Here is a 12581-nt window from a genome sequence, read left to right on the forward strand (position 1 = left end):
TCCATCGTGACGCTCATCGGCTCTGTCCTTCCTTGACGCCTGCCTTCTCGGCATCCCCGGCGACGAGTTCTTCGGCCTCGTGCCCGGTGAGGGTGAGGAATACGTCATCCAGCGAGGGCCTGCGCAGGGCGACGTCGTTGATCTTCACCTTGTGCTCGGTGAGCCTGCCGATGGCGGTGACCAGGTCCTGCGAGCCGTCGGCCACGGGCACGGTGATCTTGCGCAGACCCGGTTCGATGTGGATTTCGCCGTCGGCCAGGCCGCTGAGCACCTGTTTGGCGTCGGTGAGCTGGTCGGCGGTGGCGACGGTGAGTTCGATGCGGTCGCCGCCGACGAGCGCCTTGAGTTCGTCGGCGGTGCCGCGGGCGATCACGGTGCCACGGTCGATCACCGCGATGGAGTCGGCAAGGCGGTCGGCCTCCTCCATGTACTGGGTGGTGAGCAGCAGGGTGGTGCCGCCGGAGACGAGTTCCTCGATCACGTCCCACAGATCCAGGCGCGCGCGTGGGTCGAGGCCGGTGGTCGGCTCGTCGAGGAACAGCACCGGCGGGTTGGCGACCAGCGCGCCCGCGAGGTCCAGGCGCCTGCGCATGCCGCCGGAGTAGCCCTTCACCGGGCGGTCGGCGGCGTCGGTGAGCCGGAAGCGTTCGAGCAGCTCGCGGGCCCGTTCCTTACTGCGCTGCGTGCCGAGGTGATAGAGCCTGCCGACCATTTCGAGGTTCTCGAAGCCGGTCAGATACTCGTCGACGGCGGCGTACTGGCCCGACGCGCCGATGCGCGAGCGCAGGGCCTGCGGATTGTTGATGACATCGACCCCGGCGACGGTGGCGCGGCCTTCGTCGGGAACGAGCAGAGTGGTGAGTACACGGACAGTCGTGGTCTTTCCCGCGCCGTTCGGGCCGAGAAGTGCGGTGACGGTGCCTTCGGGGACGGACAGATCCAGCCCGTCCAGTGCGGTGAGCTGTCCGTACCGTTTGACCAGACCCTCGGCGACGATTGCGTCGGGCATGATTCTCCTGATGTCGTAGTTCGCGAACCCTTGGTGGCCTCAGTATTGCCCCACCCACCGACAAGTCGCATCCTCATTTCGGGTGGTTCACGATGTCAGATGTACAAATCTGTTCGACATGCCGATTGCATGCGACACGCGGCGAATCGGACTGATTTTTCGGCGATGCGGCTGCGGTCCGGCCCGGATTCCGGGTGGCCGCGCATCGACACCGGCGAGAACATGTTCAGCTCACACGAGCCGTAAAACCTTGCGTACCAGCGACTTCGGGTGTTCGTAAGAGGTTTGTGATGTCTCACAACACGGTGGCGGCCGCGCCGCGCCTGCGGCCGACGGCCCCATGACGGGCCGCGACACGAAAAATTCTCGGAAACTGATCCGTTGCGCGTACACGATTTCCGCGCGGATCGCGTAGGATCGTTCACGTCGGCCCCTCCCCCCCGGGCCGACCCTACGCGGGCCTCGGCTAACTCCCCCCCTTCGCCGAGGCCCGCTCCCCATTTTCCGGCAAGGTGCAGTTCCATCGCCCGACGGCCGGGTTCAGGCCAGGCGACGCGGCCACGAGAACAGCTAGTGATTCTCGTGGCCCGCAGGCGCTCCAGCCCCCTGTTCGGCCACTGTGCGCCAGGCGGTAGCCAGCCGGGCCGCACGAACCTTCCCGGCGACCCCGAGTAGCGGTGCGTCCCGCTTCCAGCGCTGCCTGATCTCCTGATCCACCCGGTCCCAGTGCGGTTCGAGTTCGGTGAGCAGCGCGGTACAGCGATCGAAGACGCCGGCGAGCGCGATATGCACGCCCGCCGAGGCGGCGGGTTCGGTGCTGAGGCCACGCACGGCCGCAAACAGCGCCAGCAGGGCCGTGAGCGCGTCGGCGGGCCATTGTGCTTGTCGGCCTACCCGCACGAGCTGACCGAGCACAGCGGCGAGCACGTGCAGGTCTTCGACGGTGCGAAACGGCTTCAGGTAATCGGCGTAGCCGTCGCCGGGCAGCGTTTCTCCCGGCGCGTCCGCGAAAGTGACGGTGGCGTGCGGAATCTCCGGTGCGAACGGCAACGGCGGCAGCGGGGCCACCGTCGCCTGCGGTCCGGCCGCGACGAGCACGGCACGCAGCCGCGGCTTGCCGTCGGAATGTGTGCCCGCACGGGCGATCACGAGAAACCGGCTGGCGAAGGTGCCGAGGGTGGCGAACGATTTGGTGCCGGTCACCATCCCGTCGCCGGCGACGGTCGTCGTCATGGCCGAGGGTCGTGCTCCGGTGGCCTCGGTCGCGCACATCGAACTCAGCTCGTCGGGGGCGAGGACGGGAACCAGCGCGTGCAGCGCTTCCTGGTATCCACCGAGGAACGCGGAACCCAATGCGACACCGTCGAATCCGGCGACAGCGGCGCGGTCGACAGAATTGGTGAGATCCGCGCAGCGAGCGCGGTGACGTGCCCAGTCCGCCGCGAAATCCGCCGAATCGGCGGCACCGGGGGCAGCGGTGAGCAGGAAATCGAAAACCGAGGAATTCACAGAAGTGGAGCCTAGGGGAATCGAACCCCTAACCCCTGCCTTGCAAAGGCAGTGCTCTGCCAATTGAGCTAAGGCCCCTTACCGGTGGTGTACCGGCTGGCAACCCGAATCAGCGGGTGGTGACCTCACGCCAGAGATCGGCTTCGTCGCGCTTGCGGAATTTGGTGATACCGATGAGAACCGCGATCACAACACCGACCGTGAGGACAATCTTCATGATTCCCACCCTACTGTGATGTTCGGGAGTGGGCCTAGGAGGACTTGAACCTCCGACCTCTTCGTTATCAGCGAAGCGCTCTAACCGCCTGAGCTATAGGCCCGAACTCGATTCCGATCCCCTGCCGGAGCAGTGAACCGCAACGAGACACGAGGTTACCTTACCCTCCCGCCGATAACCAAAACGGCCGGTCAGAGCCAGTTTCCTGGTCCGACCGGCCGTGCCGGAAAACGCGTTCCCCTAGTCCGGATCGGCCAGGGTCACCTGGATGCCACCGACCAGATCGCAGCACTGGTTGTAGATGAACACACCGACCGTCGCCAGCGCGGTGAACAGCACCACGTTGATGAGCCCGATGACGCCCGCGTACCCGAAGATCGTGCCCGCGTCGATCAGGCCGCCCGAGCTGCCCTCCTGGTTGAACATCTCGCCCAGCGAGTTGTCCAGGTTGTCCCACACACCCATACCGGCGAGCACGATGTAGAGCAGGCCGACGGCGACCATCCACACGAAGAACAGCGCGACGCTGATGACCAGCGTGATCTTCAGCGTCGACCACGGATCGATGCGGCGGATCTGCACCGTCGCGCGCAGCGGTTCACCCGACGCGGCGGCCGCGATGGCCACCGGAACGGCGGGCGACACCGGGCCCGAGGCGGCCGCGGCCCGCGCCGACGGTCCGCTCTGCGGCTGCTGAGGAGCCATCGGCAGCCCGGTGTTGGCCATCGGCAGGTCCGACCCCGGATGACGCACATCCGATAGATCGGGCATGTCCTTGACCAGCTCGGGGCGCGCGATGCTTCGGGTCGGCCCGTCGATACCGACGGACTTCACCATCGCGGCTTCCTTGCGCGCCGCCTTGGCCGCCAGGTCGGCGGTGGTGCGCGCGTTGGACGGACCGCTGCCCTTGAGGCCACCGCCACCCTGACCACCCGAGGACGGGCGGCCCTGGCTCGGCGCCTCACCCGGGCGGTACAGGTTGGACTGCGGTTCCCGCTGCGGCAACTGCGCCCAGCCGTCCTGGTAGGGCGATTTACCCTTGCCGTTGCCCGAGCCGTTGGCAGGCCCGTTCGGCTCGGTACCCATCCGCACGGTGGCCTGGTCGAACGATTCGTCCCCGGCGCCACCGGATTCCGGTGCCTTGGCGCCTTCGGCCGCACCCTGACGTGGGATCGGCCGCGGCTGGATCGGAGACGAGGCGACCCGCTCGGTGACGCCGTTGGTCTGGTTCCGATCGTCGTTCGACTGATTCGGTGTGGTCAATGGAATCCTCAGATCCGTTCGTTGCCGCCGCTGGTTGGGTTATTGCTCCGAGGCCGCGTCGCCGATGAGCTGATCGGGATCGGGCTCGTCGGCGTTGCGCGCGATCGCTAGCAAGGTATCGCCATCCGCGAGGTTCATCAATCGCACGCCCTTGGTCTGGCGTCCGGCTTTGCGGACCTGCTTGGCCGCGGTGCGGATGACGCCACCACTGGAAGTGATCGCGTACAACTCGTCCTCGTCGTCGACGATGAGCGCACCCACCAGGCTGCCACGCTTCGGATCGTATTGGATTGTCAATACGCCTTTTCCGCCGCGACCCTGCGCGGTGTACTCCTCGATCGCCGTACGCTTGGCATACCCACCGGCGGTCGCGACCAACAAATAGGTGTCCGGGCGGACCACATTGAGCGAGAGCAATTCGTCGTCGGTGTTGAACCGCATGCCCTGCACACCGGAGGTGGCGCGACCCATCGGACGCAGCGCCTCGTCGGTCGCCGCGAAGCGGATCGACTGGCCGTGCGCCGAGACGAGCAGCAGGTCGTCGTCGGCCGAGCACAGCACCGCACCGACCAGTTCGTCGTCGTCGCGCAGGTTCACCGCGACGATGCCACCGGACCGGTTGGAGTCGAAATCGGTGAGCTTGGACTTCTTCACCAGGCCCGCGCGGGTCGCCAGCACCAGGTACGGGGCGTCCTCGTAGGTCTTGAGCTGGATGATCTGGGCGATCTTCTCGTCCGGCTGGAACGCCAGCAGGTTGGCCACGTGCTGGCCACGCGCGGTGCGGTTGGCCTCGGGCAGCTCGTAGGCCTTGGCCCGGTACACCCGGCCCTTGTTCGTGAAGAACAGCAGCCAGTCGTGGGTGGAGGAGATGAAGAAGTGCTTGACGATGTCGTCCTGCTTGAGGCCGGCACCCATCACGCCCTTGCCGCCGCGCTTCTGCGAGCGGTACAGGTCGGTCTTGGTCCGCTTGGCGTAGCCGGTCTCGGTGATCGTGACGACCACGTCCTCGCGGGCGATCAGGTCCTCGTCGGCCACGTCACCGTCGGCGGCGATGATCCTGGTGCGGCGGTCGTCGCCGTACTTCTCGACGATCTCGGCCAGCTCGTCACGCACGATCGCGCGCTGGCGTTCCGGCTTCTCGAGAATGTCCTTGTAGTCGGCGATCTCGAGCTCGATCTTGGCCAGATCGTCGATGATCTTCTGCCGCTCCAGCGCCGAGAGGCGACGCAGCTGCATGTCCAGGATCGCGGTCGACTGGATCTCGTCGATGTCGAGCAGCTGCATCAGGCCGGTGCGCGCGGTGTCGGTGTTGGCCGACCCACGGATCAGCGCGATGACCTCGTCGAGCAGGTCGAGCGCCTTGACCAGGCCGCGCAGGATGTGGGCCCGCTCCTCGGCCTTACGCAGCAGGTAGCGGGTGCGCCGGACGATGACCTCGAGCTGGTGGTTCACGTAGTGCCGGATCATCTGATCCAGGCGCAGCGTGCGCGGCACACCGTCGACGATCGAGAGCATGTTCGCGCCGAAGCTGGTCTGCAGCTGGGTGTGCTTGTAGAGGTTGTTCAGCACGACCTTGGCCACGGCGTCGCGCTTGACCGTCACCACGATGCGCATGCCGACCCGATCGGAGGACTCGTCGTGGATATCGGAGATACCCGCGATCTTGCCGTCCTTGACCTGCTCGGCGATCGAGTTGACGAAGTTGTCGGTGTTCACCTGGTACGGCAGCTCGGTGATGACGATCGTGGTGCGGCCACGCGCGTCTTCCTCGATCTCGACGACACCGCGCATGCGGATGGAACCGCGACCGGTGGTGTAGGCGTCGTGGATGCCCTGGCTGCCGACGATCAGACCGTGCGTCGGGAAGTCGGGTCCCTTGACGCGCTCCATGCACGCGGCGAGGGTGGATTCCTCGTCGGCGTCGTAGTTCTCCAGCGACCAGTAGATGGCCTCGGCCAGCTCGTTCAGGTTGTGCGGCGGGATGTTGGTCGCCATGCCGACGGCGATACCGTTGCTGCCGTTCATCAGCAGTGCGGGCACGCGCGCGGGCAGCACGGTCGGCTCCTGCGAGCGGCCGTCGTAGTTGGGCACGAAATCGACGGTCTCGCTGTCGATATCGCGCAGCATCTCCATCGCCAGCGGCGTGAGACGGCACTCGGTGTAACGCATGGCGGCCGCGCCGTCGTTGCCGCGGGAACCGAAGTTGCCCTGGCCGTCGACGAGCGGGTACCGCAGCGACCACGGCTGGGCCATGCGCACGAGGGTGTCGTAGATCGACGAGTCGCCGTGCGGATGGTAGTTACCCATGGTCTCGGCGACCGGACGCGCCGACTTCACGTAACCGCGATCGGGGCGGTAGCCGTTGTCGTACATGGCGTAGAGCACGCGCCGGTGCACCGGCTTGAGGCCGTCGCGCACATCGGGCAGCGCGCGGCCCACGATCACGCTCATCGCGTAATCGATGTAGCTGCTCTGCATTTCGTTCTGGATGTCGACCGGTTCGATCCGGTCGCCCGCACCGCCGGACGGTGGCAGCGTGGTCTCAGTCATCGAATCTCCTTAGAGGGCTGATGTGTTCGCGGGCGCGCCGAGGCGCAGCACCGACCTACACATCGAGGAAGCGAACGTCCTTGGCGTTACGGGTGATGAAGCTGCGACGTGCCTCCACGTCCTCGCCCATCAGCACGGAGAACAGCTCGTCGGCCGCGGCGGCATCGTCGAGCGTCACCTGACGAAGCACCCGCACCGACGGATCCATGGTGGTTTCCCACAGCTCCTTGGCGTTCATCTCACCCAGACCCTTGTAGCGCTGGATGCCGTCGTCCTTGTTGATCTTCTTGCCCGCGGCCAGACCGGCCTCGACCAGCGCGTCGCGCTCGCGGTCGGAGTAGGCGAACTCCGGCTCCGAACGCATCCACTTGAGCTTGTACAGCGGCGGCTGGGCCAGGAACACGTGACCCTGCTCCACCAGCGGACGCATGAAGCGGAACAGCAGCGTGAGCAGCAGCGTGGCGATGTGCTGGCCGTCGACGTCGGCGTCGGCCATCAGGATGATCTTGTTGTAGCGCAGCTTGGCGATATCGAACTCGTCGTGGATACCGGTGCCGAACGCGGTGATGATCGACTGGACCTCGTTGTTCTTGAGGACGCGGTCGATGCGGGCCTTCTCGACATTGATGATCTTGCCGCGCAGCGGAAGAATCGCCTGGTACATCGAGTCGCGGCCGGACTTGGCCGAGCCACCGGCGGAGTCACCCTCGACGATGTAGATCTCGCACTTGCCCGGATCCTTGGAGCGGCAGTCGGCCAGCTTGCCGGGCAACCCGCCCAGATCGGTCGCCGACTTGCGACGCACCAGCTCACGGGCCTTACGAGCGGCCATCCGGGCCTGCGCCGACGACACGGCCTTCTGCACGATGGTCTTCGCGTCGGCCGGGTTGGCCTCGAACCAGTGCGTGAGGTGCTCGTTGCAGGCGCGCTGCACGAACGACTTCACCTCGGTGTTGCCGAGCTTGGTCTTGGTCTGGCCCTCGAACTGCGGCTCGCCGACCTTCACGCTCACGATGGCGGCCAGGCCCTCGCGGATGTCGTCGCCGGTGAGGTTGCCGTCCTTCTCCTTGAGGAGCTTCTTCTCCTTGGCGTACTTGTTGACCACCGTGGTGAGCGCCGCGCGGAAACCCTCTTCGTGGGTACCACCCTCATGGGTGTTGATCGTGTTGGCGAAGGTGTGCACGGACTCGGAGTAGCCCGAGTTCCACTGCATCGCGACCTCGAGCTCGTGCCCGGTGCCCTTGCCGGTGAAGCCGACGACCGAGTTGTGGATGGCCGACTTGGTGCGGTTGATGTGGCGGACGAAATCCACCAGACCGCCCGGGTAGTGGTAGGTGCGGGTCTTCACCTTGTGCTCGACCGCCTGAGCGGCGACCTCGTCGGCGTGCTTGGGCGCCTCGGCCGTCTCACTGACCACCTCGTCGGTGACCTCGGAATCGCTCACCCGCTCGTCGGTGAGGGTGATGGTCAGGCCCTTGTTGAGGAACGCCATCTCCTGCAGACGGCGCGCGACCGTCTCGAAGTTGTAGGTGGTGGTCTCGAAGATCTCCGGATCGGCCCAGAACCGGATCGTCGTACCGGTGCGCGTGGTCGGCTCGCCCTGGACCAGCTTGCCGGGCTTGGAATCCTTGTAGACCTGGGTCCAGTGGTAGCCGTCGTTGTCGATCTCGGCTTCCAGCTTGCTCGACAGGGCGTTCACCACCGAGATACCGACACCGTGCAGACCACCGGACACCGCGTAGGCGTCGGAGTCGAACTTGCCGCCGGCGTGCAGCTGGGTCATGACGACCTCGACGGTCGGAATGCCCTGCGCGTGCATGGCGGTGGGGATACCTCGGCCGTCGTCGACGACCTCGACACCACCGTCGGCCAGCAGCGTCACGTCGACCCTGGTCGCGTGGCCCGCCATCGCCTCGTCGACCGAGTTGTCCACAACCTCCCAGATCAGGTGGTGCAGACCGCGTTCACCGGTGGAACCGATGTACATGCCAGGGCGCTTGCGCACCGCCTCGAGGCCTTCGAGGACCGTGATGGACGAGGCACCGTAGCCCGAATTGTTGCCCGATGCGTTGGAGTCGTTGGCAGCCACTTGTCGGTAGCTCTCCTTACTTGCTGATCCCTGGCGCGGACAGCTCGCAAGCGGCTGCACAACACGCGCGTCGAGGGTTCGCCGCTGGTTACGTCACCATCCTACTGGTAAGGCCAACTTACAGTGCACCTACGACACCCCTGGCGTCGCCGTGAATGCAAGAACTCGGGCTGGCCCGCCTCCCCGCGTATCTTGGCCAGATTCGGAAGCGTGGAGACGCGATAACGCGGCAAGCTTCGGGAAGTGGGCAAGTTGGCCCGTGCCCGGTGAGTTACCCATGTTCTCGCGAGTGCGGTCATCGCCTTTTCGAAAGTTATCCACAGGCTTTGTCCACAGGTCGCGAATCTGGGGATCGAAGCGGCGGTGCCGCAACGGAACTCGCACCGGTGACCGCCCGGCTACCCGTAGGTGTCGCGCGGGCCCCGGCCCTTGATGTGGCGTTCGCCCTTGCGCCAGCTCGGCGCCGCCGGACCGGTGATCCGCAGGGAGGTGACCACGCCCTGCCCGACCGCCGCGTTGATCTTGGCGAGGATCTGGCTCTGCAACATCCGCAGCTGGGTGGCCCAGGCCGTGGACTCGGCGGCGATCTTGAGCACGCCGTTCTCGAGGGTCACGGGGGTGGCGTGTGCGGCGATGTCCTCACCGACCACGCTCGGCCAGCGGCCGAAGACCATTCCCTCGGCAACCTTGCCTGACCAGCCACGATTCTTCGCGATCGAGCCCGCGAGCGCGGACAACAGCTGGGGATCGCGGGCGTCGGGGCCCGCACCGGACCAGCCGCTGCGGCGGCGTCCACCCGCGCGCAGCTTGCGCACCGGCGACGCCCGGCCCTGGCCCACCGACTTACCGCTGGCCTTGGCCGCCGCCCGTGCTTCCTCGAGGGCGCGGCGGGCCAGATCGATCCCGCGCAGTTCCGCTTCCGGCTCGTCCTGCACGCGGTCCCACCTTCCGGTCTCGAGGCTCATCGGTCGGTTCGGGAGTCTACGCCGGGTGCCCGACAGAGCAGTCGCGCACCGATGCGGCATATGTCCAGCATGTCCACGGTTTTCCACAGGGCCTGTTGATAACTATGGCCGGCTGTGCATATCTTCGGCCACGATCCGTGAGGTGCGCCGGTCCGCGTCGCCCTCGGTCTGCACCCGCAGCGGCGCGGCGGCCAGTTCGGCGGGTACGTCCTCGGCGACCGCGGCGGTGATGAGGACCTGTTCGGCACCGGCCGCCACTTCCGCGAGGGCGGTCCGGCGGCGCCGGTCCAGTTCGGCGAACACGTCGTCGAGCAGCAGCACCGGTTCGGCGCCGGTGTTGCGCAACAACTCGAACGAGGCCAGCCGCAGCGCCAGCGCGAACGACCACGACTCGCCGTGACTGGCGAACCCCTTCGCCGGCGCGCTGCCGAGCAGCAGGTCCAGATCGTCACGATGTGGGCCGACCAGGCACACACCGCGGTCGAGTTCGCGGCCGCGCGCGGCGGCCAGTTCGCGCAGCACGATCTCGCGCACCTGGTCCACGTCGTCGGGTTCGGGTGCCCGCGCGGGATCGAGCAGGTCCGGCGGAAGATACCCGGAACGGTAAGCGATTGCGGCCGGGCGTGATTCGGGTGCGATAGACCGATACGCCTGTGCGAGATAGGGATACAGATCGTGCACCAGGCGCAGCCGCTGGGTGAGCAACACCGAGGCGTGCTCGGCCAGATGACCGTCCCACACGTCGAGGGTGCTCAGGTCCGAACGCGAACGTACCTGGCGCCCAGCGGTTTTCAGCAGCGCCGACCGCTGGCGCAACACCTTGTCGTAGTCGGCGCGCACACCCGCCAGCCTGGGCAGGCGGGCTGTGCACAACTCGTCGAGGAACCGGCGCCGCTCCCCCGGGTCGCCACGGACCAGCGCCAGATCCTCCGGCGCGAACAACACGGTCTGCAGGATGCCGAGGATCTCGCGCGACCGGCGCACCGGCGAACGGTTGATCTGTGCGCGGTTGGCGGCACCCTGCTTGAGCTCCACATCCACGCGCAGCTCGCGGCCGGCGTTCACCACGGTCGCCCCGATCGCGGCCTGGGTGGCGCCCATCCGGATCAGCGGCGCGTCGGCGGAGACCCGGTGCGAGCCGAGCGTCGCCAGATAGCCGACCGCCTCGAGCAGATTGGTCTTCCCGTTGCCGTTAGCCCCCAGCAGGACGGTGCGCCCTGGGGACAACTCCAGTTCGGCGTGTTCCCACGAGCGGAAATCACGAACCGACAGCGCACGGATGAACATGTGCGGTGCGGCCCCGCTCAGCCGGGCAGCCGGACCGGCATCAACAGGTAGATGTACTGGCTCTCCAGCGCCGCGAACGCACCGGACTCGAGCACCTTGGGCTCCTCGTCGGAGGCGGGCAGCAGCACGGCGGGGCGGCTCGGCGTGGTGAAGCCGAAGGTGACCCGATCGGCGTGCAGCGCCGACAGACCCTCGGTGAGGTATCCGGGGTTGAACGCGATGGTCAGCGGCTCACCACGGAAATCGGCCTCGAGCCATTCCTCGGCGCGGCCCGCGTCGTCCCCACCGGCCGATAGCAACACACCGTCTGTGGAGAACTCGAGGCGCACCTGGGCGCCGCGCTCGGCCACCAGCGCCACACGCTTGATCGCCTCCGACAGCGCCGACACCGGCAGCGTGGCGATGGAGGTGTGCTCCTTGGGGAGCAACTGGCGGAACTTGGGGAATTCCGCGTCGAGCAGGCGGGTGGTGGTCCGCCTGCCCGCGTTGACGATGCCGAGCAGGCCGTCGGCGCCGTTGCCGTTGCCGAGCGAGAGCTGCACGGGCGCCGAGGCGGTACCGAGCGTCTTGGCGGCCTCGGACAGCGTGCGCGCGGGGATGAGCACCGCGGTCTCGATGTCGGGGCGCGTTGGCTGCCACTGCAGGTGGCGCACGGCGAGGCGGAAGCGGTCGGTGGCGGCGAGCACCACGTCGTTGCCCTCGATCTCCACCCGGATACCGGTGAGCATGGGCAGCGTGTCGTCACGGCCCGCGGCGACGGCGACCTGACCGACGGCCTCGGCGAACACGTCGACGGTGAGTTCACCGGTCTGCTGGGGCACCTCGGGCAGCTGGGGATAATCCTCGACCGGCATGGTCGGCAGGGAGAACTTGGCGCTGCCACAGGCGATGAGGACACGGGTGCCGTCGACCGACACGTCGACCGGCTTGTTCGACAGTGCCTTCGTGATGTCGGCCAGCAGACGACCCGAGACCAGGACCTGCCCCGGACCGGCGACCTCGGCCGCCACACGCATCTGCGCGGAGACCTCGTAGTCGAATCCGGAGACAGTCAGGCCGTTCTCGTCGGCCACCAGCAGGACGCCACCGAGAACCGGCACAGGAGGCCGGGACGGGAGGCTACGGGCCACCCAGGCCACCGACTCGGCGAAATCCTCTCGGGCGACCCGAAACTTCATGCTCGCAAGCTCCATCGCCCGATTTGTCCTCTCCGAGTTTCGAATCCGTATGCGGGTGTGTTCAGCGGAGTTGAGGTGCTGCGTCGGCCGCGCACTGAGTCTCGCACAACCTGCCGACAACCAAACGGTACCCGGACAACGCGCGATCTCCGCATCGACCCTCTAGGAGTTCCGCGCTTCCTGAACCCGCCCCTGCTGTCCTTGCCTGCCTGTGAGTGAACCACCGACCGAGCCGAGCCTCCCCGACCGAGTTTCCACACACCCTGTTTTAAAGAGATCTCTCTATGAATGAGAACTGAAGTAGTAGTAGGCACTGTGGAATCTGTGGACTTCCCCCGTTTCCGCAGCTCAGAGGGCTTGGTGGCATGGGGATGGCCGTGGAGTGACTCGAGGATGAATCGGCGGTGTCTGTGGACACCCGAAGTTGTCCCAGATCCATCCTCGAGTAGTCCTCGAGTTGTTCCACCGATTTCACCCACTTGTTCACACCCTGACCAAGGGTGGTGACGAACCG

Annotated in this window: 9 protein-coding genes and 2 tRNA genes; all 11 read right to left on the minus strand. The window is 66.6% G+C overall.

Going from position 1 to position 12581, the window contains the following annotated elements; all coding sequences use genetic code 11:
* Positions 1-13: 13 nt before the first annotated feature.
* On the minus strand, positions 14-1009 hold the full coding sequence (locus AB0I35_RS01075; RefSeq protein ID WP_357393239.1) for an ATP-binding cassette domain-containing protein: 996 nt from the start codon (positions 1007-1009) through the stop codon (positions 14-16).
* 570 nt (positions 1010-1579) lie between these two features.
* Positions 1580-2518 carry an acyl-CoA dehydrogenase family protein gene (locus AB0I35_RS01080; protein ID WP_357393241.1) on the minus strand — a complete coding sequence of 313 codons (939 nt, stop codon included), beginning with the start codon at positions 2516-2518 and terminating at the stop codon, positions 1580-1582.
* Positions 2519-2523: 5 nt separating this feature from the next.
* A tRNA-Ala gene (locus AB0I35_RS01085) sits at positions 2524-2596 on the minus strand.
* A 31-nt stretch (positions 2597-2627) separates the two neighbouring features.
* Positions 2628-2735 (minus strand): DLW-39 family protein, encoded by a 108-nt coding sequence (locus AB0I35_RS01090; protein WP_210740150.1) that lies wholly within the window; start codon positions 2733-2735, stop codon positions 2628-2630.
* A gap of 29 nt (positions 2736-2764) precedes the next feature.
* A tRNA-Ile gene (locus tag AB0I35_RS01095) sits at positions 2765-2838 on the minus strand.
* Positions 2839-2975: 137 nt separating this feature from the next.
* Positions 2976-3998, minus strand: a complete 1023-nt coding sequence (locus AB0I35_RS01100; RefSeq protein ID WP_067495142.1) for a DUF3566 domain-containing protein — start codon at positions 3996-3998, stop codon at positions 2976-2978.
* 39 nt (positions 3999-4037) lie between these two features.
* Positions 4038-6548 carry a DNA gyrase subunit A gene (gene gyrA / locus AB0I35_RS01105; RefSeq protein ID WP_357393243.1) on the minus strand — a complete coding sequence of 837 codons (2511 nt, stop codon included), beginning with the start codon at positions 6546-6548 and terminating at the stop codon, positions 4038-4040.
* Between the two features lie 55 nt (positions 6549-6603).
* The gene (gene gyrB / locus AB0I35_RS01110) at positions 6604-8637 is read right to left on the minus strand and encodes a DNA topoisomerase (ATP-hydrolyzing) subunit B (RefSeq protein ID WP_357393245.1); all 2034 of its coding nucleotides are present in this window, start codon (positions 8635-8637) and stop codon (positions 6604-6606) included.
* A 398-nt stretch (positions 8638-9035) separates the two neighbouring features.
* Positions 9036-9602, minus strand: coding sequence for a DUF721 family protein (locus tag AB0I35_RS01115; RefSeq protein ID WP_067495133.1), 567 nt, complete (start codon positions 9600-9602; stop codon positions 9036-9038).
* Positions 9603-9704: 102 nt separating this feature from the next.
* A complete protein-coding gene (gene recF, locus AB0I35_RS01120) occupies positions 9705-10889 on the minus strand; it encodes a DNA replication/repair protein RecF (protein ID WP_357393247.1) in 1185 nt (394 codons plus the stop codon).
* A 17-nt stretch (positions 10890-10906) separates the two neighbouring features.
* Entirely contained in the window at positions 10907-12082 is a 1176-nt protein-coding gene (gene dnaN / locus AB0I35_RS01125; RefSeq protein WP_067495127.1) for a DNA polymerase III subunit beta, read from the minus strand.
* Positions 12083-12581: the final 499 nt, after the last annotated feature.

Source organism: Nocardia sp. NPDC050378, assembly GCF_040655675.1.
Lineage (GTDB): Bacteria > Actinomycetota > Actinomycetes > Mycobacteriales > Mycobacteriaceae > Nocardia > Nocardia coubleae.

Bases quoted from the DNA above. Each gene is read 5' to 3' on its own strand.
- AB0I35_RS01090 (WP_210740150.1), bottom strand. From the start codon at position 2,735: ATGAAGATTGTCCTCACGGTCGGTGTTGTGATCGCGGTTCTCATCGGT.
- AB0I35_RS01075 (WP_357393239.1), bottom strand. From the start codon at position 1,009: ATGCCCGACGCAATCGTCGCCGAGGGTCTGGTCAAACGGTACGGACAG.
- recF (WP_357393247.1), bottom strand. From the start codon at position 10,889: ATGTTCATCCGTGCGCTGTCGGTTCGTGATTTCCGCTCGTGGGAACAC.
- AB0I35_RS01115 (WP_067495133.1), bottom strand. From the start codon at position 9,602: ATGAGCCTCGAGACCGGAAGGTGGGACCGCGTGCAGGACGAGCCGGAA.
- gyrA (WP_357393243.1), bottom strand. From the start codon at position 6,548: ATGACTGAGACCACGCTGCCACCGTCCGGCGGTGCGGGCGACCGGATC.
- dnaN (WP_067495127.1), bottom strand. From the start codon at position 12,082: ATGGAGCTTGCGAGCATGAAGTTTCGGGTCGCCCGAGAGGATTTCGCC.